Genomic DNA, 26128 nt, shown 5'->3' on the forward strand with positions numbered 1-26128 from the left:
ATTGAGATACATGAATAATAATACTGAATTTAAACGTCATCGCCGTTTACGGTCATCTAATTCGATGAGAGCAATGGTTAGAGAAACCCATCTCCATGTAGAAGATTTTATTTATCCAATGTTTGTTGTAGAAGGTAGTAATGTAAAAAATGAAGTACCTTCTATGCCAGGAGTCTATCAAGTATCCATGGATCTTCTATTAGATGAAGTGAAAGAGGTTGTCGAGCTTGGTATTAAATCCATCATTCTATTTGGTGTTCCAAATGAGAAGGATGAAGTTGGTACAGGTGCTTTTATTGAAACTGGAATTGTCCAAGAGGCAACAAGATTAATAAAGCGCGCATATCCAGAAATTCTTATCGTTGCTGATACCTGTCTATGTGAATACACATCTCATGGTCATTGTGGAGTGATTCATGACCATGATGTAGATAATGATGAATCCTTACAATTACTTGCCCGAACTGCGGTATCGCAAGCGGAAGCTGGTGCTGACATTATTGCCCCATCTAATATGATGGATGGATTTGTCAAAGTAATTAGACAAGCCTTAGATGAAGCAGGATTTACCAATATACCTATTATGTCCTATGCAGTGAAGTACGCTTCTGCCTTTTATGGTCCTTTCCGTGATGCAGCAGATAGTACACCACAATTTGGTGACCGCAAAACCTATCAAATGGATCCTGCCAACCGCCTAGAGGCATTAAGAGAAGCGGAATCGGATGTGGTAGAGGGTGCAGACTTCTTAATTGTAAAACCAGCACTATCCTACTTAGATATTGTTCGTGATGTCCGCAATCATTTTAACTTGCCAGTTGTTGCTTATAATGTAAGTGGCGAATATTCCATGGTAAAAGCAGCAGCTTTAAATGGTTGGATTGATGAAAAGAGTTTAGTAATGGAAAAATTAACGTCGATGAAACGTGCAGGTGCAGACTTAATTATTACCTATTTTGCTAAAGATGTGGCGAAGTGGTTGAAGGAAGAAAATTAAACGGGGTGGTTATGATGAAACAATTCAATCAATCAATTGATGCGTATCAAGAAGCGGTTAATTTGATGCCTGGTGGTGTTAACTCACCGGTTAGAGCATTTAAATCGGTAGGGATGGACCCAATTTTTATGGAAAGTGGAAAAGGGTCTAAAATCAAAGATATTGATGGCAATGAGTATATTGATTACGTGTTGAGTTGGGGACCGCTTATCTTAGGGCATGCAGACGAACGAGTTGTTAGTAAGCTACATGAAGTTATTGAAAATGGAACAAGCTTTGGTGCCCCTACGGTACTGGAGAATAAACTAGCAAAGTTAGTAATTGAACGAGTTCCTTCCATAGAAGTAGTTCGTATGGTAAACTCCGGGACAGAGGCGACGATGAGCGCATTACGACTAGCTCGTGGATTTACTGGTAGAGATCTTATCTTAAAATTTGAGGGTAGCTACCATGGCCATGGTGACTCATTATTAATTAAAGCTGGGTCTGGTGTTGCTACTTTAGGTCTTCCAGACAGCCCAGGTGTACCGAAAACAATTGCCCAAAATACAATTACCGTTGCTTATAATGATCAAGAGGGTGTTCGTACTGCTTTTGAGAAATACGGTCATAACATTGCAGCAGTTGTTGCAGAACCAGTATGTGGTAATATGGGTGTGGTTCCTCCTACTAATGAATTTTTACAATTCCTCAGAAAGATAACAGAAGATCATGGATCACTGTTAATTTTTGATGAGGTTATGACAGGCTTCCGTGTAGGTTACCATTGTGCACAGGGACATTTTGACGTGACGCCTGATTTGACATGCCTAGGTAAAGTAATTGGTGGAGGCTTACCAGTTGGAGCCTATGGTGGTAAGCGCGAAATTATGCAACAAGTAGCACCTGCAGGGCCGATATATCAAGCAGGAACATTATCTGGGAACCCATTAGCAATGACTGCAGGATATGAAACGCTAAGTGCTTTAACGAAAGAATCTTATGAAGAAATGAATAAAAAAGTAGATTTATTAGTAGAAGGCTATCAGCAAGCTGCGAATGATTATCATATTCCATTACAGATAAATCGAGCAGGATCGATGGTTGGCGTTTTCTTTGCAGAAGAACCAGTGACTAGCTTTGCTACTGCATCCAAATCGAATCTAGATCATTTTAATCAGTATTATCGAATTATGATAGAAGAAGGTGTCTTCTTACCACCATCACAATTCGAAGGTTTATTCTTATCTACAGCACATACTGAAGAAGATATCCAAAGAACAATTCAAGCAGCTAGAAAAGCATTTTCACAGCTTGCATAACCAATCTAAAAAACGAACTAATGCATTCTGATAACAAGAATGGCAGATTAGTTCGTTTTTTATTGTATCTCTAGCCTTTCCCGATAGCCCACCTAGTTAATCTATAACCCACTCCATATTCACAAATCAAAAATACGTTTTTCCACTAAGAGATTTCCTCTACTTAGCATATCCTAAGGTCTTGACTCATATAGATAATTAAGAGATAAGGCATATGGAATGTATGTTTTGAAGGGAGGAAACCACTTGGTAAACGAACAGAATTTATTTCGTTTTGACTTGAATGAGTCATTGTACTTTGAAAAGGGTCAGGAAGTTGCTGAAATTATGGGGATTTCCTTGGAACCGGAAATTTCTATACAAGAATTTGCTGATTTTATTTCCATTAGAGGTGTAATTGAATTACAAGGTTCTTATCAGAAAGCTCAAACCATAGGTGAGAGCACGGAGTCGTACCTAGACGGGTATGATTCAAAGCGTTATATGGAAAGGGTTACTGACGCAGAGTATGGTGTTGCTGAATTTAGGCATCGTTTTCCTGTTGAAATCACTGTCCCATCCTATCGAGTGGAAAATTTAGATGATGTAACTGTTTTCATCTCGGAGTTTGATTATGAATTACCAGAATCAGATCACTTGTATTTGCGTTCCACTATTGAAATTCATGGTATACGTAATCAAGTAGAAGAGGAGGAGGCAGAAGCAGCAGTAGAAGTAGAAGCAGACGAAGAGCCTACTACAGAAGCACTTCTAGAAGAAGAACCTGCTCTAGCAAGAAATGAGGAAGAGGTTTTTGAATTTGATGTAAAACATGAAGACGAATCTTCCACCTACATAGAAGATTCGCCAGAGCCACTTCCAACCTTGTCGCAAGAAGAAATAAATGATTCTATTGAAGATGATAGATGGAAGTTCATGCAAAAAACACAAACCTTTGACGAATTCTTTAATAAAAACCAAGAGCCAGAAATAGAGGTGGAAGAGGAATTGCATGAACCATCATCCTCGGAGGAAGAGACTTATAGTCTGGATGATTCTGATGAAAGTAGGACTGAAAAAGCAGATTTGACCTATCTAGCCGATATGTTCCGAGGTGGGGAAGAACAATACGCAAAAGTAAGGCTGTGCATTGTTCAGGAAAAAGATACATTAGAATCCCTGGCTGAACGATATGAAACAACAACGCTTCATATCCGTAACCAAAATCGATTAGAGGATGATGATATTACAGAAGGTCAATTACTTTATATTCCTGTGAAAAATAAATGAACAACGTATACCCCTTGGTCAAAAATCAAGGGGTATATTAATGGGATACTTTATAGGTGGTGAAGCTCTTGGAGAATGTTCGGCGAATTCTAGAATCGTATCATGTCTTTCCTGTTGATATAGAAAAAGTAACCGAACGTCTATATCATATTCAAGGTAATAAACAGAAATATGCATTAAAGAGAAGTAATCTACAAGAAGAAAGAGTTCCATTATGGTTAGACATCTACCATATGGCACATGCCCAGAATATACAACATATCGTACCAGTATATGTAAACCAAAAAGGAGAACTATTTACGAAGGATGGAGAGGATATCTATTATTTAACCCCCTGGATCGAAACAAGTAATCGACATCCTTCTATTGGAAAAGTATATCAACATCTTGGATATATTCATGCAAAAACGAGGAAAACACTGCAGTTAAACGAGAAAGAATTGGAAAATGCACGGGAAAATTTTCTCGTCTATAAAAAACAAATAATGGAGCTAAGAAAGAAGCTACTAGTTCATGTAGAAAATTTTGAATCGAAACATTTTATGTCACCGGTCGAACTATTAGTTTGTACACAGTACCGTGACCTTGTGCAAGTCTTTTTTATCGTAGAGAAGCGACTGAATCAATACTTAGAATCTCTTGAAGAATTAGCAGAGTGGCAAGTATGTCTCTGTCATGGAAATGTGAAAGATTCCCATGTTCTTCATGGGAATCAGATTTATTTCATTAACTGGGAGAAGGCAACTTATAACCACCCCATTATAGATTTGACTTTATTATGGAAGCATAAAACCTTTTACCATGATACAGAGGTAGGGCCTTTGTTGGAACAATTTAAGCTATATACAGATGAAAACCAGTTGGAAAATCGCGAACTAACACTATTAGCGCTTTATTTACTTGATCCTTCAGAATATATAAGCGCCATCGATACGTATGTGGAAGATAAATCTTCTAACAGCACGATGGAATTAGTAGTAAAGCTACAGCGATATCATCGTCAATTAATGTTTGGGATACGTTTTTCTTTATTTGTGGAGGAGGAATTTGAAATGGTACCACTGGATGAAAGTAGCAGTGAGGATTAAATCCACTTCAAATAAAAAGCAATATAAATTCCTGCTAACAATAAAGTTAGTAAGACATCAAAAGTTGTTGGGAGAAAAATAGTTCGGATTAATTGGAAAATAAGTATCGGTAGTGTAATCTGTTCTGCAATAATTAAGCACTTTCTAGCCCATGGTGGTAATCGGTAACGATAATATCTTGCCATATGTCATCACCTCCATAAAGAATGCACCAAATACTTCTTTTTTTAATACTATATGTATAAACCAAGCTACTTCGTGCCATTATCTAAATAATAGTTGATTTTAGGATTAAAATTGGCTAAAATAAGAAAATAATCATATACGAAAGCATATGAGAGGGAAGAGTACAGAATAGTTACCTCAAAGAGAGGAAAACAGTGGTGAGAGTTTTCTAGGTAAACGTTTTGGAAGGTCGCCCTTGATGCAGCAACTCTGAATTAGTAGTAGGAGCTTGCCGGTTCATAACCGATATCAAACAATGAGTGTACAGGGATACATTACCTGTAAACAAAGGTGGTACCACGGAAATTCAACCCTTTTCGTCCTTTATTTAGGATGAAAGGGGTTTTTTTATTTCGGGTAAATCTTTGATTTCATTTTGATAAAGGCCTAATCATTATTGTTTTTTTAAGTGGCTAAGGAAATCACATTACCCTTAACTTTAAAGGAGGCTGATATTAATGCAAGAAAACAACACAACTCTACCACCGAAATACGACCCACAAGCAGTAGAGCAAGACCGCTATAAGTTCTGGCTAGATGGGAAATACTTTGAAGCAACCGGAGATCCAGAAAAAGAACCATTTTCTATCGTAATTCCACCGCCTAACGTAACGGGTCGCCTACACCTTGGTCATGCATGGGATACAACAATGCAAGATACCATTTCCCGTATGAAACGGATGCAAGGCTATGATGTACTATGGTTACCAGGTATGGACCATGCAGGGATTGCGACACAGGCGAAAGTAGAAGCACGACTGAAAGAAGAAGGCACAAACCGTTATGAACTTGGTCGAGAAAAATTCCTACAAAAAGCTTGGGATTGGAAGGAAGAATACGCGTCCTTTATAAGATCTCAGTGGGAAAAATTAGGTCTAGGGTTAGATTATTCAAGAGAACGCTTTACACTCGATGAAGGCTTATCAGAAGCTGTTAAGGAAGTGTTTGTAAAGCTATATGAAAAAGGACTAATTTATCGTGGTAAATACATCATTAACTGGGATCCAGTAACGAAAACGGCTCTATCAGACATTGAAGTTATTTATAAAGAAGTAAACGGCAATTTCTATCATATGAAATATCCAATTAAAGATAGTGATGAAACAATTGAAATTGCGACGACAAGACCAGAAACGATGCTTGGTGATACTGCGGTTGCCGTAAACCCGAAGGATGAACGCTATCAACACCTAATTGGTAAAACAGTTGTTCTTCCGATTGTTGGACGTGAAATCCAGATTATTGCTGATGAATATGTTGATATGGAATTTGGGTCTGGTGCAGTTAAAATTACTCCAGCTCATGATCCTAATGATTTTGAAATAGGAAATCGTCATAATCTTGAGCGTGTACTCGTAATGAATGAAGATGGCACCATGAATGAAAACGCAGGCAAATATGAAGGCATGGACCGTTTTGAATGCCGTAAGCAAATTGTAAAAGACCTACAGGATATGAGCGTCCTTTTCAAAATTGAAGAACATGTTCATCAAGTCGGACATTCAGAACGTAGTGGGGCAGTTGTTGAACCGTATTTATCTACACAATGGTTTGTAAAAATGCAGCCACTTGCTGATTCTGTATTAGAAATGCAAAATACCGAGGAACGAATTAACTTTGTTCCAGAACGCTTTGAACGAACATATTTAAACTGGATGGAAAATATTCGTGACTGGTGTATTAGTCGTCAATTATGGTGGGGACATCGTATTCCAGCATGGTATCATAAAGAAACAGGGGAATTATACGTTGGAAAAGAAGCGCCTAGTGATATAGAGAACTGGGAGCAAGATGAGGATGTATTAGACACATGGTTCTCCAGCGCATTATGGCCGTTCTCTACAATGGGTTGGCCAAATGAAGAGGCTGAGGATTTTAAACGTTATTTCCCTACAGATGTTTTAATTACTGGTTATGATATTATCTTTTTCTGGGTAGCTCGTATGGCATTTCAATCGAAAGAGTTCACTGGAAAACGACCATTTAAAGATGTATTACTCCATGGATTAATCCGTGATTCAGAAGGTAGAAAGTTCAGTAAGTCACTTGGGAATGGTGTAGATCCAATGGATGTCATCGAGAAATATGGTGCAGATTCACTACGTTATTTCTTATTAACAGGGACTTCACCAGGCCAGGATATGCGTTTCTATTGGGAAAAAGTAGAATCAACCTGGAATTTTGCCAATAAAATCTGGAATGCATCACGTTTCTCTCTAATGAATTTAGAAGGTTTTACGTATGAAGATATTGATTTAACTGGTGAGCTATCTTTAGCAGATAAATGGATTCTAACAAGATTAAATGAAACCATCGAACAAGTAACACGTAACACTGATAAGTATGAGTTTGGTGAAGCAGGAAGACATCTTCATAACTTTATTTGGGATGAATTGTGTGATTGGTATATTGAGATGGCTAAGCTTCCATTATATGGGGAAGATGACCAGGCGAAGAAGACGACACAGTCTGTATTAGCCTATGTGCTAGATCAGACTATGCGTCTACTACACCCATTCATGCCATTCATTACCGAAGAAATATGGCAGAAGCTACCACATCAAGGGGAATCAATTACGATTGCTGAATGGCCTAAGGTTCAGGAAGACTTCCATGATGAAAAGGCATCGGAAGAAATGAAGCGTCTTGTGTCGATTATTAAGGCTGTACGTAATATCCGTGCCGAAGTCGATACACCAATGTCGAAGCAAATTAGCCTGTTAATTCAAGCGAAGGATGAGGCAATCGTCAAAGAACTTGAACATAATCGTGGCTATCTAGAACGATTCTGTAACCCTAGCGAGCTTGTTATTGCATCTAAAGTCGATGCTCCTGAAAAAGCAATGACAGCAGTTATTACTGGCGCTGAAATCTTCTTACCATTAGAAGGGCTAATTGATTTCGATAAAGAGATTGCCCGATTAGAGAAAGAACTAGAAAAGTGGAATAAAGAAGTGGAACGAGTTCAGAAGAAGCTTTCCAATCAAGGCTTTGTCGCTAAGGCACCAGCTGCGGTAGTGGAAGAAGAGAAGAAAAAGGAACAGGATTATTTAGAGAAACAAGCAGCAGTACAAGCACGATTAGCTGAACTAAAATCATAATAAACATCAAGCAGGGTTCTTAGAAAAATCTAAGAACCCTGTTTTAATTGTTGTTTTATATAAATAATATATTTTTCTAGTATATTCATGTTACTAACCGTACTAAGGGTCCTTGAGCCGACAACATCTTCTATTTCATTAAATAGTAGCTCTCCACTCCGACCTATTAAGAAATCAATTCCGACCATACCGAAATCAAAATGATCGATAATTTTCATGATAAGCGCTTTTTCTACTTCGTTTAATTGGTATAAGCTTGCCGAACCACCTAATGTAAAGTTAGCTCGAAAATCTGTATTGCTTTCCCTTAAAACAGCCCCTACAATTTCCTTATCGACAACAAAGACTCTTAGATCCTTTCCAAGTTGTACATCAGTTGATTGGATCACGTAATCGATAGGTTTACACATGGTTAAAAATACGTCCCACTCTTCTTTTTCTTGGATAAAATACACTTGTCTGCCACCTCTACCAGCCGCCTCTTTTATCACAAATGGCAGAGGGAAAGGGATTTCATTAGTAACATTTTTACCATTTAGAAAGACTGTATCTACCATCGGGATATCAAGACGGGAAACTTCTAAATAGGTTTTTGCTTTATGATTACTGATTTCCGAAACGTAGGAGGAGTTAAATACGTGTACATTTAACTGTTCTAACTGCTTATTAAGCAGCGGTTCAACGGTTCGAACCACTGCGAATTCAGGAATTTCAGTTTTACGGCCATCTAATAAAAGGCCATACTCATTTTGCAATATTCCTATTTGGAGTTTTTCCCTTAAGATTAATCGTAATGTCAATCCTTGCTTATCTGCTTCATCGATAAACCATTCGATGTACGCTTTGTTCGCTACAGCATCTTCTTCACTATATAGTAACCAGCCATTAGCCACGTGAATCCCTCAACTTCTTTAGTATATGCTCTACTATTTCGTTTGCCGCATTAATCCCTGTACAATCATAGAGGTTCCGAATGTGTGCGTTAGAATTTATTTCACAAATGATATAATCATCATTCTCCCCAAATAATAAATCAACACCACTAAAGTCTGCTCCAATTGCTTTTGATGCGGAGATGGCAATTTCCTTGGCCTTTTCGGATGGTTCATAAGCTTCCATGATGCCACCACTAGTAATGTTGGCTCGAAAATCTTCGGCAGAAAATCGCTTCATCGCAGCAACTACTCTATCTCCAACCACTTGTAGTCTTAGGTCCCTACCTTTACTAGACTGTATAAACTCTTGAAACATAAAGGCTTTTCCATAAAGTTCTTTCACCTTTTCTTCCAGCTCGTCCTTTGTATGGATAAGATAAACCTGTTCACCAAATGAGCCAAAAGCTTCCTTCACAATCATAGGTAGACCTAATTGATTGATAACATGGTCTAGGTTCGGAAGGTATTTTTCCTCGCGATTTGTATAAACTTTCGGTGCAATGATGGTCCTTGGTATTGGCAGGTTATGATTAGCTAATACTTGGTAAGTGGCGATCTTATCATCACTTGTTTCAATTACCTCTGAGCGATTAAACACAGGTATACCAATTAATTCTAGTTGCCTTGCTAAATAGATATCCTTATCCGTAAAAATAACAAAATCGGGTACTTCATATTCTGTTAGAAGCTCCAGTCTATTAGTACTTAATGATGATAATAAATTATTATTTTGCATGATATATGTTTTCGTGTTTTGCTCCTTAGCTGCTTCGTGTAGCATCTGGGCAAAGTCTAAAAATTTATTTCCAGGTAAATTACCATTATAAATAATCCAACCAATTTTATTCAATGTTCGATTTCCTTTCTTCCTATGCTATACTTATTTCTAATTGATAGATAAGTGGTGATTGTATGTTTCATAGTATTGACCAAATAGAAGTATTTTTTGCTGAACGTAGAACCCTAGGTATAAAACCGGGTCTTGATCGAATGATGGCGTTATTAGAATCCCAACATAATCCCCAGCAAAAAATAAAAGCTATCCATATTGCTGGTACAAATGGGAAAGGTTCAACTTTAACCTATTTAAAAGCAGCATTAATAGAAAATAATTATCGTGTCGGAATTTTTACTTCACCTAGCTTGACAGGGCTAACAGGTCATATATTCATTAATGATCTACCCATCCCGGATGACCGGTTTATAACGCTGTTTAACCAGTTACTGCCATCCATAGAAGAATTAGATTTAGTAGAAATGCACGCCACGGAATTTGAGATTATCACTACTATTGCCTATATGTACTTTAGTGAAACGGTTGATATTGCAATTATCGAGGCTGGTATGGGGGGAAGGGAAGATTCCACCAATTGTATCCAACCTATGCTGTCTATTATAACAAATATTGCGATGGACCATGCTACCTTTTTAGGAGATACTCTGGAGGAAATTGCCTTTCATAAAGCAGGCATTATAAAAGGTCATACACCTGTCGTTATAGGGGCGATAGAGGAGAGTTGTATGCCGATATTTGAAAAAGAAGCAAGAAAGAAATATGCCAATATGTATAAATTAAATCGAGACTTCTTTTACAAAAGGACATTTATAGACGAAAATCGGCAGTTTTTTGAATGGTGTTATCAAGGAACAAAGCTAGAAATGGAAATACAAATGAAAGGGAAACACCAAATTATAAATGCGGCAACAGCTCTCATGGCATTAGTTATTATTGAAAAATGTGGAGTAGACTTAAATTGGGACAACGTATATCAAGGCATCAAAACAGCCCATTTACCAGGTCGGTTCGAAAAAATACTCGATAATCCTATTGTGATTCTAGATGGGGCACATAATCCAAAGGGTATGGAGGCATTTCTTCATACAGTGAATGATCTATACCGAACGAAGCGGAAGAAACTTATATTTGCTGGATTTAAAGATAAGGAATTAAAGAAAATGCTTCATCTGGCTTTGCCGCATTTTGATACCATTATGGTAACTTCCTTTGACCATCCTCGTGCGGAACCTGCTGATAATCTATGGGAGATGGTACCAGTAGAAAAAGTACGCCAAATAAAATGGCAAGAAGAATGGAAAGAGATAGAAGAACGTGATGAGATGTATTTCTTTGCGGGTTCCTTACATTTCATTGGACTGGTAAGAGCCTATGTGAAAAAGCAAACCTTGTAAAGTTATTCCGGTTTATGTTGAAATAAACTGTTCCTTGTGTGACAAGATTCTCCTTACTTTTTAGTTTGCATATGCTAGAGTTGAAACAACGAATCTAGCAAAGTGGGGGAGCAGCAAATGTCAGCTAAAAAACAAGTAGTAGTAAGATTAGATGGTAAGGGGAAAAGGGAAAATACTAATAAGTCAGGACATATCCATGTCAATAAGAAAAACGTAAGTGAAGAGATAGCTGCTACTGAAGAATCTAGTCATAATCAAATTCATACCTTTGCTAGGAACTATGATACATCAACCATATCCAGTTCTACGGCGAAGAAACAAACGACTTTTCATATGTTTAAGCCAATTATTATCGCAATTATTTCTGCCTTAACAATAGGTTCTATTATGGGCTTTGTTTTGTTAAAGATTATCGTTAATTTTGATAATAATTTGAATGGTACTCCTGCTGTTGCTATGCCTATAGAAGGAGAAGAGAAAGGTAAGGATGATAATCAAGGTAATGCTTCTAAGGTTGACACGTCACATTATATGTTAGATTCCATGTCTGCCTTCGTTTTACAAGGTGGTGTTTTTTCATCTATTGCGAATGCGGAAGCAGAATCTGGGAAGTTTGTAGAGCAAGGATATGCCCCTGTCATTTGGGAAAAGGACAATCAATTTTATCTTCTGGTAACGATGAGACGCTCGAAAGAAGATTTACAAAGTGATATTAATTCCTTAAAAGAAAAAGGAATAGAAGTATATGCAAAGGATTGGCAGACTAGTGAAAAAGAGGTAGCCTTAACGAAAGAAGAATATGACTGGGTCGTCTCTTTCCAGGAACAATGGAATCTTTCCTTGGAGAGTGGTAGCTTGGACGAGGAGACATGGAATGCATTAAGCGAACAGGCCCCAAAAGGATCTACTGAACTAAATAACTTTGTTACACAAATGGAGGAACTGTTAACCTCAAAAGAAAATACGGAAATAGTTCTACTGAACCTCTGGAATTCTTTAGATAGTGTAGTATCAACGGGGCAATAGTAGAAGGATAAAAATGCTAAAATAAGCTGATGACAAACGAAGCAGGGTGGAAAATGTTTTTTCCGCTCTGCTTTTTATTATTTTATGGATTAACATAAGTGAAAAATTTCTCTCTTGTCTATTTGTAAGAGGTAGAATCTTAAGCTATTCTATTGCTAGACGAAAGGAGGAAATAGTTTGAAAGCTTCATCAATCATGATAAAGGATGTTCCTAAAGGGGATCGACCAAGGGAAAGACTATTAGCATTAGGAGCAAGTCACCTCTCCAATCAAGAATTAATAGCCATTTTATTAGGAAGCGGGACTAAAGAAGAGTCTGTTATGACCCTTGCTAATCGGTTACTCATGCATTTTGAAGGATTAAAGCTATTAAAAGATGCTACTATCGAGGAATTAACAGCAATTAAGGGGATTGGTAGTGCGAAAGGTGTTTTAATTTTATCCGCACTGGAGCTAGGTAAGCGACTAAGTCAATATAAACCAAATGAACGTTATGTCATACGTTCTCCAGAGGATGGTGCCGATTACATTATGGAAGAGATGCGACACCTTAATCAAGAGCATTTTGTTACCATCTTCTTGGATACAAAAAATCAAATTATTCATCGTCAGACCATCTTCATCGGGTCCTTAAATGCCTCTATAGTTCATCCTCGTGAGGTGTTTCGCGAGGCTGTGAAACGGTCTGCAGCTTCGATTATTGTAGCCCATAATCACCCCTCTGGAGATCCAACTCCATCACAAGAAGATATCCATGTAACGAAACGATTAGTAGAATCAGGAAAAATGATTGGGATTGAATTACTAGACCATTTAATTATAGGTGATCATAAATTTGTCTCGTTAAAGGAAAAAGGATACGTATAAGTACTATCAATTTTTATAGTTTTTTCGTATAATTAAATAGATAAAGTATGAGCGCCATTTTCATATTTAGTTGAAAGTGGCGCTTCTTGAGATTGGAAAGAGTTGGACGCAGTTACATATTTCCATACTATCATTATGGCATATTTGATTATATTATACGGTCCACCACATAAAATATAAGAGAACTGTCAGGCATAGAAAGAAAAACTTACATGATACTGGAGAGGAAGATTTTATTGGGTATCTTTGGATTTTCTCAAGATTTAGGGATTGATTTAGGTACTGCAAATACATTGGTATTTGTTAAAGGAAAAGGTGTAATCTTACGAGAACCATCTGTGGTTGCTAAGAATGTGGATACAGGTGAAATAGAGGCAGTAGGTAATGCTGCTAAGAATATGTTAGGCAGAAATCCTGGTAGTATTTCCGTTATTAGACCAATGAAGGATGGAGTTATAGCAGATTATGATACTACCGCTGCTATGATGCAATACTATATAAAACGAGCAATGAGAAGTCGTTCTTCATTCGCTAAGAAGCCAAATGTAATGATCTGTGTACCTTCTGGTATTACAATGGTGGAAGAGCGAGCAGTTATTGACGCTACGAAACAGGCTGGTGCCAAAGAAGCCTTTCCGATTGCAGAGCCGTTTGCAGCTGCAATTGGCGCAGGACTACCTGTATGGGAGCCAACAGGTAGCATGATAGTTGATATAGGCGGTGGCACAACGGAGGTTGCTGTGATATCACTTGGAGGGATTGTATCCTCGGAATCTATTCGCAATGCTGGTGACAATATGGATACCTCTATTGTGAATCATATTCGGAAGACGTATAGTTTAATGATTGGTGAAAGAACAGCAGAGCAAATCAAGCTAGACCTTGGTTCAGCAAATGATGAAACGATAGCGGATGAGGAAATGGATATCCGTGGTAGAGATTTACTTACTGGGTTACCGAAAACGATAACTATTACTGGTAGTGAAGTCTCGGAGGCCCTTCAGGATACAGTAGATGCTATTGTTGATGCAGTGAAAATCACGTTGGAAAAAACGCCTCCTGAACTAGCAGCCGATATTATGGATCGTGGAATCGTGTTATCTGGTGGAGGAGCATTATTGCGTAACCTTGATAAAAAAATTAGTGATGAGACTAAGATGCCAGTGTTTGTCGCTGATAACCCTTTGGATAGTGTTGTTATCGGCACTGGAAAATCGTTGGAATATATTCAGCATTTTAAAGGACAACCAAATGTATCTTCTCGTCCTACAGTAGAATAAGTAGGTGTTTTCATGTCATTTTTTCGTAAAAAAAGATTATTTATTATTCTTATTGGGATCATTGTCCTAGTTGCCTTAGTTGGGTTCTCAATAAGGGATAGGGTAAATTTAACTACAGCAGAACAATTTGTAAGTGATGTTATTGGTGTTGCTCAGAATGTCATATCAACACCTGTAAAATACGTAGCAGGTATCTTTGAAAATATAGATGATATTCGAAATACGTATGAGGAGAATCAAATCTTAAGAGAAAGATTAGCACAATACAAAGGGCTAATCTATGAAGTACAAGAGATTAAAGATGAAAATGAAGAACTGAGAGCGTTGCTCGATAAAGAAGATTCCATACGTTCCTATAACCCTATTCATGCAACAGTAACAGCGAGGTCCCCTGAAAGATGGATTGAGCAGCTAACGATCAATAAAGGGAAATCAGATGGTGTAAAAGTGAATATGGCTGTTATTACTGCAGAGGGCATGATTGGAAAGGTACAAAGTGTTGCACCAGCAACTTCAACGGTCCAATTGCTAACCGGTTTTGATGAATTTAACCGAATATCTGCAACGGTATCAAGAGAAGGTGGAAAGGGTATTTTTGGTCTAATTGAGTCCTATGATAAGGAAACAAATTCACTGTTATTTAAAATCATTGAGGATTCTGACCAGGACATTGAAGAAGGCGAATTAGTTGTATCTTCTGGTATGGGTGGCGTATTCCCTGCTGGACTACCAATCGGCACCGTGAAAGAGGTTGTTCCAGATCAATATGGGTTAACGCGAACTGCATTAGTAGAGCCTGCAGCGAATATGTATGAAATTAATCATGTGGTAGTAGTGGAACGGTTATTAGGTCAAGATGATGAGGATGAAGCAGAGGGGGAGGAGGAATGAGACGTATATTCCTACCCCTTATTCTACTGTTAATCCTCGTCTTAGAAGGTGTGGCATTAGATATTTTGCCGAGTAGTCTCCTTGACGGTGACATCATGATTACACCACATTGGATTTTAATGTTCTTAGTGTTAATTGCCACCTTTTATGACCGCGGGGATTCTTACTATTCTATTATGTATGCTTTAATTTTTGGGCTTTTATTTGATATTGCCTATACTGGCATATTGGGTGTATATATGTTCACCTATGGTGTTACTATGTACATCATTCTTGAACTACGAAATATGTTGCATAGTAATATTTATTCAACGTTATTGTTTGGTATAATAAGTATAACAATTGCAGAGTTGATGATAAATCTTATCTATTATGTTATCGGAATCATGAGTGCAGAATGGTTGGATTACATCATGTTACGATTATTACCATCTATTTTGGCGAATTCTATTTTCCTACTCATTATTTATCCATTATTTGCAAAACGACTTGTAAAATGGAAAACGGATAAAACATGATAGATTAGATAGTTGTTATTCCATTATACCTACACGTAAAGATTTGAAAGCACTAATGAGGTGAAAGCGTTGCAAGACATGAAACCAAAACAGTATGTTACGATAAAAGGCACGAGAGACGGGCTTACACTATTTATTGATGATCGTTGTTCATTTGAAGAAGCGTGTAGGGAATTACAAGAAAAATTATCTGTTAATCATTCCAAAAAGGATGAACAGGTTGTACCCGTAACAATTAACCTTGGAAATCGTTACTTATATGATGATCAAAGGGAACAACTAGAAAACATTATTACCGAAAAGAAACAATTTACTGTTCAAACCATAGAATCGAATGTCATTCTTAGGGATGAAGCACTTGCCATGCTCGAGGATACAGAAATTAAGGTTTACAATCGAATTGTTCGGTCTGGACAAGTTCTCGAAGTAAGCGGTGATGTACTATTAATAGGGGATGTAAATCCTGGTGGGAAAGTTGTTTCTACAGGAAATATATATATTATGGGTAGTCTGCATGGGATTGCTCATGCAGGTGTAAATGGTGACCATAATGCCATTATAACTGCTTCTTATATGAATCCAAGTCAACTCCGTATAGCTGATTACATAAGTCGTGCACCAGATTACCAATCAGACGGTGTATATATGGAATGTGGTCTCATCGATACAGAAAAAGACAAAATAATCATTGATAGATTGCAAGTTTTAACACATAAACGCAAACGTTTAAGTGGATTCGAAAGGAGAATAATCAATGGGTGAGGCAATTGTTATAACATCTGGTAAAGGTGGGGTTGGGAAAACGACTACTACCGCAAATTTAGGTACTGCACTAGCATTAATGGATAAAAAGGTTTGCTTAATTGATACCGATATCGGACTGCGAAATCTAGATGTGGTAATGGGACTTGAAAATCGCATTGTATATGACATAGTAGATGTTATTCAAGGCCGTTGCAAATTAAAACAAGCATTGATTAAGGACAAGCGTTTTGATTATTTATCACTACTTCCTGCTGCACAAACTAGTGATAAGACAGCTGTTACGCCAGAAGGCATGCGTGAAATTGTGAAGGAATTAAAAACAGAATATGATTATATCATTATTGATTGCCCTGCTGGTATTGAGCAAGGATATCAAAATGCTGTAGCAGGGGCAGATAAAGCTATTGTGGTGACAACGCCTGAGAAATCTAGTGTTCGTGATGCCGATAGAATCATCGGTCTACTAGAAAAAGAGGATATGGACCCACCTTCCTTAATCATTAACAGAATACGTAAGCATATGATGAAGAATGGCGATATGCTTGAAATCGATGAAATCGTACAAATTTTATCGATTGATCTAATTGGAATTGTTTTAGATGACGATGAAGTTATTAAAGCATCCAATCACGGAGAACCAGTTGCATTCCAACCAAACACAAAAGCTTCTATAGCATACCGAAATATTGCAAGAAGAATTCTAGGAGAATCTGTACCATTACAATCACTAGAAGACGAAACAGGTATGTTCAAGAAAGTTAAAAAGTTCTTTGGCATTAGGAGCTTGTAGTAAGAAGATGAAAGAGGATGGAACAAAACTATTTTTAACATAGGATAAACCGAACATGAAAGTTACCGCATCAAACCTGCCGCGGAAATATACTCCGCTTTCCGTGGGCGGCTGGTGAGCCTCCTCAGAGCTAAAGCTCCCCTGGGGTCTCACCGATGCCTTTCCTCCTACAGAAGTCTCCGTATATTTCCGGGGCTAATGTGGTGATTGTTCGCTTTTTATTACCCTTTGTTTTCGTTTTGTTCCATCCTCTTTTTTGATTGAGCAGTAAATCCAAGTATTCGTGTAAAGCTTGTTTCTCTCATCAGACTAAATTAAGTTCGGACAATCATATCTTGTCCTAGCCCTTCATACAATTGTATAAACGATGAATGAAGGAATGAGGACGAATGAAGAAAGAAATAAAAGATGTTAGAAAATCAATCAATGAACGGAAAAAATCACGAGGAATCCCAACCAAATCAAATCCTAATAAAATGAGTACCATCATACCTTCTTTACCACAGGATGAAGAAAGACATGGGTTTTATCCAAACTTTATTGATCCTTCATCCTCTAATCAGACAAGAAGTAATGCTATCACAGGTATTATGTTAAAAGGTATTTTTTCTGTCATGTTGTTTTTCTCTATCGCCATTATATGGCAAAATGATGCGGAATTTTTTGATAAACCACGAGAATGGACGAGCAATGTGCTGACTGAGGATTTTCCTTTTGCTAGTGTTTATAAATGGTATAAAGATTCTTTTGGTACTCCTCTTGCTTTCTCGCCTAGCGATAAAGAGGAAGTGGAAGAAGCAGCACTCGTATTACCAGTCTCTGGAAATGTGATGGAGACTTTTCAATCTAATGGTAAAGGAATTATGATTGCGCCTCAAGAAACTACATCTGTCGCTGCATTAAGTGAAGGTGTTGTTATATTTGCGGGGAAAAAACAAGATACCGATAAAACAGTAATTATTCAGCATGCCGATGGATCCACTTCAACATATGGTTTCTTAAGTTCCATTGATGTTCATCTGTATCAAGTTGTAAATAGCCAGCAAAGGCTTGGGGAGTTTACACCTACAGCGGATAATGAAATGGTATATTTTGCGATCGAAAAAGACAATGAATATGTTGATCCTGTTCAGGTGATAGAAGTTGATGACAATCCGTAAACTGATACCGCCTATACACATTCATCCATTATTATTAGTTTTTATGATTATTTCCTTTTTAACTGGTACATTTGTAGAAATGTTTATCATTTTAATGATTGTTTTATTACATGAATTAGGTCATTATATGGCAGCTTCCTACTTTAATTGGCGAATTAAGCAAGTCATGTTATGGGTTTTTGGGGGTGTAATGGATACGGATGAACAAGGCAGTAGACCTGTAAAAGAAGAATTTCTTGTGACGATAGCAGGTCCCATTCAACATTTGGTTATTTATGTTCTCATGTTTTTTTCATCCTTTTTTTCTTTGCTACCAAGTTCAATCATTGATACGATCATATTTTATAATACTACAATTCTAGTGTTTAATTTGCTACCGATATGGCCACTGGATGGAGGAAAGCTATTATTTTTTTTGCTATCCCAAAGGTACTCGTTTCAACGCGCGTATAATACGGCATTAGTTTCTTCTATTATAATCTGTTTGGTAATTATTGTAATTCAGTTATTATTTTTCCCATTTACACTCAGTGCCTTATTAATTATGGTATTTTTACTTTTAGAAAACAGAGCCGATTGGAAGAAGAGACATTTTGTTTTCATTCGTTTTCTCTTAAATCGGTATAAAGGGAACAACTGGATAAAATCAGTAAGCCCAATAACAGTGCCATTCCAGTATACGCTTATGGATGTGTTCTCGCAGTTTAAGCGAGATGTAAAGCACGCTATTTACATACAAATGCCTGATAATCAAAGACTAGCAATTGATGAAACGGAATGCTTAAAAAGCTATTTTTATGATCAAAACTACAATAAAACGGTCGGTGAAGTGGCGACATATACAACGATATAGAAAGTTTCTTGACAAAGATAAGCATACATGATAACATTTTTATGTTATTCATCGTAGCACCCGTTGCTACAACCGCACAGAACAGGTCATGGAAAAACTATAATAGTTTACCTGTATGGCGAGTCTGAGTTAATTAAGGAGGTGCAGTTATGTACGCTATTATCGAAACAGGTGGTAAGCAAGTTAAAGTTGAAGAAGGCCAAGTAATTTACGTTGAAAAAGTTACAGCAGACGTGGATGAAACTGTTACTTTTGACAAAGTTCTTTTCGTAGGTGGGGAAAACGTTCAAGTTGGTTCTCCTTATGTTGAAGGTGCTACTGTTACGGCTAAAGTTGAAAAACATGGTCGTCAAAAGAAAGTCACTGTATTCAAGTTCAAGCCTAAGAAAAACTATCATAAGAAGCAAGGTCATCGTCAGCCTTATACTAAATTAGTAATCGAAAAAATTAACCAATAAGGGTCTTGTTATGATAAAAATAACTGTATACCGAGATAATAATCAAATAAAAACCTTTGAATTATCTGGACATGCAGAGAGTGGACCCTACGGATATGATTTGGTTTGTGCTGGGGTATCTGCGGTTTCATTTGGAGCAGTAAATGCTGTTTTGGAATTAACAGATATCGATTTAGCAATTGAACAAGGTAGTGAAGGTGGTTATCTTCGCGTATCGATTCCAGATTCTGTTCCGTCAGAAATAATGGATAACGTACAACTTTTGTTCGAAGGTATGATTGTATCACTTCAAACGATTGAACGTGATTATAGTCAGTTTATAATGATACAAAGTAAATAGGAGGTGCTCTAATGCTACGTCTAGATTTACAGTTCTTCGCATCTAAAAAGGGTGTAGGTAGTACAAAGAACGGTCGTGACTCTGAGTCCAAACGTCTTGGTGCTAAACGTGCTGATGGTCAATTCGTAACTGGTGGATCTATTCTTTACCGTCAACGCGGTACAAAAATCTATCCAGGTGAAAACGTTGGCCGTGGTGGTGATGACACACTTTATGCTAAAATCGACGGTGTTGTAAAATTCGAACGCTATGGTCGTGACCGCAAAAAAGTTAGTGTATACCCAGTTGCTCAAGAAGCATAATATGACATACAAACTCCAATCATTTTAGATGGTTGGGGTTTTTTTATTAGATATAAATAAGCATCTTATCCATCTTGCTCTCCATTTAATGTACGAATGCCCATTTTCTGCTATAATTCTACATAATGGGGGAGGATAATGTGGACGCTAATGAAGTGATTCAATTATTACGATTACAAAGGCATGATTTAATGAATGATTTACAAATCGTGCATGGATACTTAAGTATGGGTAAGGTGGATAAAGTAAAAGTAAAGGTAGACGAGATAATTGAGGGGTTAAATCGTGAGCGATTATTGATGAATAATAGTTGCCCTAACTTTGCATTATGGTTAATACAGACGAATTTACAACATAATCATATCCAATTTACATATGAAATAGGTACAAGTAATAGAAATCTACAAGCCTATGATAAGGTGTTAACGGATATCGGAAATACAATAGTTGATTACATTTTAGCGGATAAATTAGAAATAATAAATGGTGTATTACAGCTTATTGAAGAGGATTCTTTCATTAAGTTGGTTGTGACACTCAGTGGTCCGCCAATTAACTCGGAAAGATGGCAAAATGGAATGGCTGAAAAGCTAAATAATGTGTGGATACAAGCAGAGGAACTGGAATCTAGTGTTAGGTTTAGTTTTTCGCTATCCTCGCTTGAATAGATGAGGTGAGTAATATGTTTGTCGATCAAGTCAGTGTCTACGTAAAGGCTGGAGATGGTGGTAATGGTCTTGTCGCTTATCGTAGAGAGAAATATGTACCGTTGGGTGGACCAGCGGGTGGAGATGGCGGGAATGGTGGTGACGTCATCTTTAAGGTAGATGAAGGATTAAATACATTAATGGATTTACGTTACAACCGTCATTTTAAAGCAAAACGTGGCGAAAATGGGATGAGCAAGAACCAACATGGTAAAAATGCAGCACCATTAATTGTGTCAGTACCACCAGGAACAACCATAATGGATGAGGATACCGATCAAGTCATTGCCGACTTAACCATTCATGGGCAAGAGGCTGTCATTGCCAAAGGTGGTAGAGGTGGTAGAGGGAATTCTCGTTTTGCAACGCCAAGAAATCCAGCTCCAGATTTTGCGGAAAATGGTGAGCCTGGTGAAGAGAAAAACATAAAAGTGGAATTAAAGCTTATTGCAGATGTGGGACTTGTTGGATTTCCAAGTGTTGGAAAATCTACATTCTTATCCGTTGTAAGTGCAGCTAAACCAAAAATCGCTGATTATCACTTTACTACATTAGCTCCTAATTTAGGAGTTGTTGATACTGGAGATCAAAGAAGCTTTGTCTTAGCAGATTTACCTGGATTAATTGAAGGAGCCCACCAAGGAATAGGATTAGGGCATCAATTTTTACGCCATGTGGAGCGAACAAGAGTAATTATCCATGTTATTGATATGGCAGGAACAGAAGGAAGAGATCCTTTTGAAGATTATGTAAAGATTAATACAGAACTGAAGGAATATGATGAAAAACTAATGACAAGACCACAGGTTATTGCGGCAAACAAAATGGATATGCCGGGTGCGGAGGAGAATTTAGAGAAATTTAAAGAACAGCTTGGTGAAGATGTTCCTGTATATCCAGTATCTGCTCTTACGAAGGATGGCTTAAGAGATATTTTATATGCCGTAGCAGACCTTCTAGAAACAATACCGAAGTATGCTCCACAACTGGAGGAAACGGAAGAAAAGGTTGTTTATCGTTATCAAAAAGAAGATAAAGGATTTACCATTACTCGAGAGGATGATGGTGCCTTTGTTGTTTCAGGTCCAAAAATTGAAAAATTATTTAAGATGACAGATTTCAATCGTGAAGAGGCAATTCGTCGTTTCGCACGTCAAATGCGTTCCATGGGAGTAGATGAAGAACTTCGTAAAAAAGGAGCAGAAGACGGCGACACAATACGTATATTACAATTCGAATTTGAATTTGTTGACTAGAGTCATTCTCCCTAGAGAATGGCTTTTTTTGCCTGATAGGTAAGTAAAAAAATCCTTGCCGTCAGGAGTAGATATGGAAATAATCGTTAAGGACTACGATCATAAACAATCAGAACTCAGATGATTTTCATTCTTTTCGAATAAAGTTCAACATTTCCATTTAAGTTGCATATCTTGATATAGAGTGATTAGCCCAGAATTCGAGAAGTGAAAGGAGTTCGTTGAACATTGAAAATTCATATTGTACAAAAGGGAGATACAATGTGGGAGCTGTCTAAAAAATATGGAGTTGATTTTGAAGCATTAAAAGCTGCAAATTCACATATTTCTAGTCCAGATATGATTATGCCTGGTATGAAAATACGTATTCCAACTAATGCTAAAACAGTAAAGAAAGAGGCACCCGTAAAAGAAGTGAAGGAAGTGAAAAAAGAGGTCAAGAAAGAAAAACAAGTAGAGACACCGTTTAAGGATATCAGTCCTAAACCACTTCCAGTTATTAAAGAAGATGATGAGAAACCTGAAATGGTCGTAAAACCCGAACTTCCAATGCCTCAGATGCCGCAAATTCCACAAATGACGATGCCACTAATGCAAGCTCCGAAAATCGAACAGGAAAAGCATACAACGTATAATATGACCTTTAATATTGATGAAAGCTCTGAGAGTAAAGAATCATCAGAGAAAGAAGTACATCATGCAAAACCGAAACAACAGCCGATAAGCTATCAACCGATTTCACAACCGATGCATCAACCGCTTCAGATGATTCCTTGTTATCCTATCAATCCTTGCTGGGGAATGCATCCGGTGGTTCCAATTCATCCAGTACCTTTACCAGCACACATGGTTTATCCACAACAAATGCCAATGGTGGAAGATGTAACGGGTGATTGTGGTTGCGGCGCTCCAAGTATCCCACCAATGGGTGATGTATCCCCATTTGATCCTGCTATGTACCAAGGTCAGCCGATGATGCCACAATTCGATCCGAATATGATGCAAGGCCAAGGTCAGCCGATGATGCCACAATTCGATCCAAATATGATGCAAGGCCAAGGTCAGCCGATGATGCCACAATTCGATCCAAATATGATGCAAGGCCAAGATCAGTCGATGATGCCGCAATTCGATTCAAATGTGATGCAGGGCCAAGGCCAACCGATGATGCCACAATTCGATCCAAATATGATGCAAGGCCAAGGTCAACCGATGATGCCACAATTTGACACAAGTATGTTCCAAGGGCAAGCTAATATGCCACAAATGGAACCGAATACGACGTATCCATTTATGTCGGGTTTTCCTGAAAATGGTTTTCCTACCCCTCCCGGATTCGGTGAATTAAGAGCGGATAATGAGGAAGAGTCAGCGGATTGAGTAAACAATCAAGTAGAGACGATCAACGAATCAATCGTCTCTCTTCTTTTTTATATTGGGAGGGGAGTATTGAAGCGAGAAAGATTCATCCAATTAAACGTAATATTTATTTAATCGAAACAAACTCAGGAGATAAATATGTCTTAAAAGGTCATTCCAATGTCATGAATCTAAAACAACAATGGGAATTTTTTGAACGTGTTCAATCTAAGGAAATTGTACCATTTTTACGCTATCCGAATGGAAAAAAGGAAATCTCAACGGGAACAAATTATTATTGGACGATTTCACCTTATGTTTCCGGTAGAAAATTAAATTATCAAGTAGAGAGTGATAGGCAAAAAGCAGTGAATACATTAAAACATTTTCATGCTGCAGCCAATCAAATCTATGTGAAAAATATGGTTAGAAAACAATTATTTGTAAAACGATGGCATGCAAGACTAATGAAATTTATAGAAACCAAGCAACTTTTTGAAAAATATCGGTATTTAAACTTATTTCAGGATATAACGGTATCGATGAAGCACTATTTAGAAAAGGTCTCCAATTATCCATGGTACAAAGAACAATTAATGGCAGAAAGAAACGGAACCTGGGTTCATGGGGATGTTGCATCACATAATTTTATTCATCATGACAATACATTTATCATTGATTTCGATTTATTACAATGTACATTTCAGGATTACGATTACATCCAACTAGCACAACGTTTTTTACCTGCTATTAATTGGGAAGTAGACACTTTATTATCTTATAATATGGTAAGAGAAGAAGCAGTGGAACGGTACTTAATGACAACTTTTATTCCAAGTGATATGTTACGGGAATGGTTACATTTTTTAACGAGAAAACGGCGGATTAGTGTGGAAATGTATTTACAATCCATGGAACAAGAATGGATAAATCGTAAAGAATTTCTAACGGAGTCGAAGCGGATTATTGGGTAGAGGGATATATGGTCTTGTTATCGGTATAAATCTATTTCCATAAATTATATAAAAAGGATAATATATCCGCTTCTAAATAACCTCTCTAGTAGCAAACTAGCTGTAAGGGAGGTTTTATTATGCGTAGGAAATTACTTCTTGCATTCGTGGGTTTAATACTAATGGCTGCTTGTGGTAATGAAACAGAAGAAGGAATGAATGATACGACCAATAATTCAATCCAACCAATTAATTATGAAACACCTAAGGAACAAAAAGAACGAATAAATAACCAGGAGAAAACAATTGGAGAATTAGGTGGCTATCCACAAAGTGAACAAGAATATGTTAACGAAGGTGATAAAAATTTAGCTGCTGAAAATGAGGATCGTTTCACGAGCGAAAGGACGTTACAGATTTCAGAATATTTATCAGAAAGAAAAGAAATTGTTCAAGCACAGGTGGCAGAGACGGATGATCGAATTATTGTTGCAATCATGACCGGAAATAAATATTACCCAAATTTAGCAGATAATATCGAGGAAGAAGTTAAGCAAATTGTCTCAGATAAAGAAATTGTTGTATACTCAGAGTCAACCTGGTGGGATCGTAGACGTAACCTAAATAGTAATCCTAACCCAACTCAACTTGAAGAAGAAGTGGAAAATAATATAAATGATTTTTATGGAAACGAATAAAAGTCAGGATAAGTAATTCTCGGCCTACAGAGAGAAATCTTTGTCAGGCTTTTTTATTTTCTTCTTTTGGTAATATTTCGGCAACTGTGACAGCTCTATTCATGGGCTCTTGTGTATGCTGGTTAGTAGAAATTGTGTTAGAATAGGAAAAGGATTTATAGTGGGGAGAAGATAGTATGATTTCGTACTTAAGAGGAAATTTAGTTTCCATACAAGATGAAGCAATTATAATTGATGTTAATGGAGTTGGCTATGAAGTGGTTTGTCCAAATCCATTTGCCTTTCAAGATTCTTTAAACAAGGAATTTCAAATACATACTTTTTTCCATGTTCGGGAAGATGCGCATATTTTATTTGGTTTTAAAAATGAGGACCAGAAATATTTATTCACTAGACTACTATCGGTTTCAGGAATCGGCCCTAAAGGTGCTTTAGCTATTCTTGCGGGGGTTAATATTCCTGATTTTGTTGCCGCAGTGGAACGTGAGGATGATAAATTCCTAACTAGTTTCCCTGGTGTTGGTAAAAAAACAGCCAGACAAATTATTTTAGATCTAAAAGGTAAACTAACTGCGAACTTCACTATTTCTGATGTCGAGGTAGAAAATAAAACGACTTCTACTAGCCTTTCTTCTGATGAATTAAATGAGGCTATCGAGGCTCTAAAAGCATTGGGGTATATGGATAAAGAAATTAAATTAATCTTACCAGCATTGAAAAAATCTCTAACTGATATAACTAATACAGATGAAATTATTAGAAAAGCATTAAGCTTACTTATGAAAAAGTAGGAAGGGGG

General features: G+C 37.3%; 27 protein-coding genes and 2 other annotated features. Of the genes, 24 read left to right on the top strand and 3 right to left on the bottom strand.

Translation table 11 applies throughout. From position 1 onward, the window contains the following. Window positions 1-10 precede the first annotated feature (10 nt). The 4 genes from hemB to ACSKT4_RS08590 all read left to right on the top strand — a co-directional run bounded on the left by hemB (window position 11) and on the right by ACSKT4_RS08590 (window position 4655). The gene (hemB, locus tag ACSKT4_RS08575) at window positions 11-997 is read left to right on the top strand and encodes a porphobilinogen synthase (RefSeq protein WP_186870276.1); all 987 of its coding nucleotides are present in this window, start codon (window positions 11-13) and stop codon (window positions 995-997) included. Between the two features lie 14 nt (window positions 998-1011). Then, window positions 1012-2298: a glutamate-1-semialdehyde 2,1-aminomutase gene (hemL, locus tag ACSKT4_RS08580; protein ID WP_186870277.1), complete on the top strand. Its 1287-nt coding sequence runs from the start codon at window positions 1012-1014 to the stop codon at window positions 2296-2298. 246 nt (window positions 2299-2544) lie between these two features. Then, window positions 2545-3567 (top strand): stage VI sporulation protein D, encoded by a 1023-nt coding sequence (spoVID, locus tag ACSKT4_RS08585; RefSeq protein ID WP_186870278.1) that lies wholly within the window; start codon window positions 2545-2547, stop codon window positions 3565-3567. 68 nt (window positions 3568-3635) lie between these two features. Further along, entirely contained in the window at window positions 3636-4655 is a 1020-nt protein-coding gene (locus ACSKT4_RS08590) for a phosphotransferase (RefSeq protein ID WP_186870279.1), read from the top strand. Here the strand turns inward: ACSKT4_RS08590 and ACSKT4_RS08595 are convergent. Beyond that, a complete protein-coding gene (locus ACSKT4_RS08595) occupies window positions 4652-4840 on the bottom strand; it encodes a hypothetical protein (protein WP_186870280.1) in 189 nt (62 codons plus the stop codon). The genes ACSKT4_RS08590 and ACSKT4_RS08595 overlap by 4 nt on opposite strands. 139 nt (window positions 4841-4979) lie before the next feature. Next, window positions 4980-5208 (top strand) — a binding site (T-box leader). 130 nt (window positions 5209-5338) lie between these two features. Between ACSKT4_RS08595 and ACSKT4_RS08600 the strand changes: the two genes are divergently transcribed. Further along, window positions 5339-7981 carry a valine--tRNA ligase gene (locus ACSKT4_RS08600; protein WP_186870281.1) on the top strand — a complete coding sequence of 881 codons (2643 nt, stop codon included), beginning with the start codon at window positions 5339-5341 and terminating at the stop codon, window positions 7979-7981. 29 nt (window positions 7982-8010) lie between these two features. Here the strand turns inward: ACSKT4_RS08600 and ACSKT4_RS08605 are convergent, their stop codons facing one another. Continuing rightward, window positions 8011-8874 carry an ATP-grasp domain-containing protein gene (locus ACSKT4_RS08605; protein ID WP_465823187.1) on the bottom strand — a complete coding sequence of 288 codons (864 nt, stop codon included), beginning with the start codon at window positions 8872-8874 and terminating at the stop codon, window positions 8011-8013. Then, window positions 8867-9766 carry an ATP-grasp domain-containing protein gene (locus ACSKT4_RS08610; RefSeq protein ID WP_465823189.1) on the bottom strand — a complete coding sequence of 300 codons (900 nt, stop codon included), beginning with the start codon at window positions 9764-9766 and terminating at the stop codon, window positions 8867-8869. The genes ACSKT4_RS08605 and ACSKT4_RS08610 overlap by 8 nt, the downstream gene beginning before the upstream one ends. 62 nt (window positions 9767-9828) lie before the next feature. Between ACSKT4_RS08610 and ACSKT4_RS08615 the strand changes: the two genes are divergently transcribed. The 19 genes from ACSKT4_RS08615 to ruvA all read left to right on the top strand — a co-directional run bounded on the left by ACSKT4_RS08615 (window position 9829) and on the right by ruvA (window position 26120). Then, window positions 9829-11106, top strand: coding sequence for a bifunctional folylpolyglutamate synthase/dihydrofolate synthase (locus ACSKT4_RS08615; RefSeq protein WP_186870284.1), 1278 nt, complete (start codon window positions 9829-9831; stop codon window positions 11104-11106). 117 nt (window positions 11107-11223) lie between these two features. Then, window positions 11224-12132 carry a hypothetical protein gene (locus ACSKT4_RS08620; protein ID WP_465823191.1) on the top strand — a complete coding sequence of 303 codons (909 nt, stop codon included), beginning with the start codon at window positions 11224-11226 and terminating at the stop codon, window positions 12130-12132. 195 nt (window positions 12133-12327) lie between these two features. After that, entirely contained in the window at window positions 12328-12999 is a 672-nt protein-coding gene (gene radC / locus ACSKT4_RS08625) for a RadC family protein (protein WP_186870343.1), read from the top strand. Window positions 13000-13235: 236 nt separating this feature from the next. Beyond that, complete coding sequence (locus ACSKT4_RS08630) at window positions 13236-14279, top strand: rod shape-determining protein (RefSeq protein WP_281413761.1); 1044 nt, start codon at window positions 13236-13238, stop codon at window positions 14277-14279. Window positions 14280-14291: 12 nt separating this feature from the next. Beyond that, on the top strand, window positions 14292-15170 hold the full coding sequence (gene mreC / locus ACSKT4_RS08635; RefSeq protein WP_186870287.1) for a rod shape-determining protein MreC: 879 nt from the start codon (window positions 14292-14294) through the stop codon (window positions 15168-15170). After that, window positions 15167-15688 carry a rod shape-determining protein MreD gene (mreD, locus tag ACSKT4_RS08640; protein ID WP_186870288.1) on the top strand — a complete coding sequence of 174 codons (522 nt, stop codon included), beginning with the start codon at window positions 15167-15169 and terminating at the stop codon, window positions 15686-15688. The genes mreC and mreD overlap by 4 nt, the downstream gene beginning before the upstream one ends. Window positions 15689-15757: 69 nt before the next feature. Then, a complete protein-coding gene (gene minC / locus ACSKT4_RS08645) occupies window positions 15758-16450 on the top strand; it encodes a septum site-determining protein MinC (RefSeq protein ID WP_425516472.1) in 693 nt (230 codons plus the stop codon). Then, window positions 16443-17243, top strand: coding sequence for a septum site-determining protein MinD (gene minD / locus ACSKT4_RS08650; RefSeq protein WP_186870289.1), 801 nt, complete (start codon window positions 16443-16445; stop codon window positions 17241-17243). The genes minC and minD overlap by 8 nt, the downstream gene beginning before the upstream one ends. Window positions 17244-17632: 389 nt before the next feature. Beyond that, entirely contained in the window at window positions 17633-18403 is a 771-nt protein-coding gene (locus ACSKT4_RS08655) for a peptidoglycan DD-metalloendopeptidase family protein (RefSeq protein ID WP_465823195.1), read from the top strand. Further along, complete coding sequence (locus ACSKT4_RS08660; RefSeq protein ID WP_186870291.1) at window positions 18390-19256, top strand: M50 family metallopeptidase; 867 nt, start codon at window positions 18390-18392, stop codon at window positions 19254-19256. The genes ACSKT4_RS08655 and ACSKT4_RS08660 overlap by 14 nt, the downstream gene beginning before the upstream one ends. Before the next feature lie 60 nt (window positions 19257-19316). Further along, window positions 19317-19392, top strand: a sequence feature (ribosomal protein L21 leader region). A gap of 13 nt (window positions 19393-19405) precedes the next feature. After that, complete coding sequence (rplU, locus tag ACSKT4_RS08665) at window positions 19406-19714, top strand: 50S ribosomal protein L21 (RefSeq protein WP_186870292.1); 309 nt, start codon at window positions 19406-19408, stop codon at window positions 19712-19714. Between the two features lie 10 nt (window positions 19715-19724). Continuing rightward, window positions 19725-20054, top strand: a complete 330-nt coding sequence (locus ACSKT4_RS08670) for a ribosomal-processing cysteine protease Prp (RefSeq protein WP_186870293.1) — start codon at window positions 19725-19727, stop codon at window positions 20052-20054. 11 nt (window positions 20055-20065) lie between these two features. Then, window positions 20066-20356, top strand: a complete 291-nt coding sequence (gene rpmA / locus ACSKT4_RS08675) for a 50S ribosomal protein L27 (RefSeq protein ID WP_010098994.1) — start codon at window positions 20066-20068, stop codon at window positions 20354-20356. A gap of 140 nt (window positions 20357-20496) precedes the next feature. Then, window positions 20497-21024: a Spo0B domain-containing protein gene (locus ACSKT4_RS08680; protein ID WP_186870294.1), complete on the top strand. Its 528-nt coding sequence runs from the start codon at window positions 20497-20499 to the stop codon at window positions 21022-21024. A 14-nt stretch (window positions 21025-21038) separates the two neighbouring features. After that, window positions 21039-22319: a GTPase ObgE gene (gene obgE / locus ACSKT4_RS08685; protein WP_186870295.1), complete on the top strand. Its 1281-nt coding sequence runs from the start codon at window positions 21039-21041 to the stop codon at window positions 22317-22319. Window positions 22320-22547: 228 nt separating this feature from the next. Next, entirely contained in the window at window positions 22548-23699 is a 1152-nt protein-coding gene (gene safA, locus ACSKT4_RS08690; protein ID WP_465823197.1) for a SafA/ExsA family spore coat assembly protein, read from the top strand. Then, window positions 23696-24652, top strand: coding sequence for a phosphotransferase (locus ACSKT4_RS08695; RefSeq protein WP_186870297.1), 957 nt, complete (start codon window positions 23696-23698; stop codon window positions 24650-24652). Before safA ends, ACSKT4_RS08695 begins: the two co-directional genes overlap by 4 nt. Window positions 24653-24771: 119 nt before the next feature. Beyond that, window positions 24772-25329 (top strand): YhcN/YlaJ family sporulation lipoprotein, encoded by a 558-nt coding sequence (locus ACSKT4_RS08700; protein WP_186870298.1) that lies wholly within the window; start codon window positions 24772-24774, stop codon window positions 25327-25329. A 176-nt stretch (window positions 25330-25505) separates the two neighbouring features. Continuing rightward, window positions 25506-26120: a Holliday junction branch migration protein RuvA gene (ruvA, locus tag ACSKT4_RS08705; protein WP_186870299.1), complete on the top strand. Its 615-nt coding sequence runs from the start codon at window positions 25506-25508 to the stop codon at window positions 26118-26120. The last annotated feature ends 8 nt before the right edge of the window (window positions 26121-26128 follow it).

This window comes from Ornithinibacillus liuyingii, from assembly GCF_055550225.1.

What these genes read in the sequence shown, in the direction of transcription:
- ACSKT4_RS08600 (WP_186870281.1), top strand. Translation starts at nt 5,339, where the DNA reads ATGCAAGAAAACAACACAACTCTACCACCGAAATACGACCCACAAGCA.
- ruvA (WP_186870299.1), top strand. Translation starts at nt 25,506, where the DNA reads ATGATTTCGTACTTAAGAGGAAATTTAGTTTCCATACAAGATGAAGCA.
- hemB (WP_186870276.1), top strand. Translation starts at nt 11, where the DNA reads ATGAATAATAATACTGAATTTAAACGTCATCGCCGTTTACGGTCATCT.
- mreD (WP_186870288.1), top strand. Translation starts at nt 15,167, where the DNA reads ATGAGACGTATATTCCTACCCCTTATTCTACTGTTAATCCTCGTCTTA.
- ACSKT4_RS08700 (WP_186870298.1), top strand. Translation starts at nt 24,772, where the DNA reads ATGCGTAGGAAATTACTTCTTGCATTCGTGGGTTTAATACTAATGGCT.
- ACSKT4_RS08620 (WP_465823191.1), top strand. Translation starts at nt 11,224, where the DNA reads ATGTCAGCTAAAAAACAAGTAGTAGTAAGATTAGATGGTAAGGGGAAA.
- ACSKT4_RS08615 (WP_186870284.1), top strand. Translation starts at nt 9,829, where the DNA reads ATGTTTCATAGTATTGACCAAATAGAAGTATTTTTTGCTGAACGTAGA.
- minD (WP_186870289.1), top strand. Translation starts at nt 16,443, where the DNA reads ATGGGTGAGGCAATTGTTATAACATCTGGTAAAGGTGGGGTTGGGAAA.
- rpmA (WP_010098994.1), top strand. Translation starts at nt 20,066, where the DNA reads ATGCTACGTCTAGATTTACAGTTCTTCGCATCTAAAAAGGGTGTAGGT.
- mreC (WP_186870287.1), top strand. Translation starts at nt 14,292, where the DNA reads ATGTCATTTTTTCGTAAAAAAAGATTATTTATTATTCTTATTGGGATC.
- hemL (WP_186870277.1), top strand. Translation starts at nt 1,012, where the DNA reads ATGAAACAATTCAATCAATCAATTGATGCGTATCAAGAAGCGGTTAAT.
- ACSKT4_RS08595 (WP_186870280.1), bottom strand. Translation starts at nt 4,840, where the DNA reads ATGGCAAGATATTATCGTTACCGATTACCACCATGGGCTAGAAAGTGC.
- rplU (WP_186870292.1), top strand. Translation starts at nt 19,406, where the DNA reads ATGTACGCTATTATCGAAACAGGTGGTAAGCAAGTTAAAGTTGAAGAA.
- ACSKT4_RS08655 (WP_465823195.1), top strand. Translation starts at nt 17,633, where the DNA reads ATGAAGAAAGAAATAAAAGATGTTAGAAAATCAATCAATGAACGGAAA.
- obgE (WP_186870295.1), top strand. Translation starts at nt 21,039, where the DNA reads ATGTTTGTCGATCAAGTCAGTGTCTACGTAAAGGCTGGAGATGGTGGT.
- radC (WP_186870343.1), top strand. Translation starts at nt 12,328, where the DNA reads ATGATAAAGGATGTTCCTAAAGGGGATCGACCAAGGGAAAGACTATTA.
- ACSKT4_RS08660 (WP_186870291.1), top strand. Translation starts at nt 18,390, where the DNA reads ATGACAATCCGTAAACTGATACCGCCTATACACATTCATCCATTATTA.
- ACSKT4_RS08670 (WP_186870293.1), top strand. Translation starts at nt 19,725, where the DNA reads ATGATAAAAATAACTGTATACCGAGATAATAATCAAATAAAAACCTTT.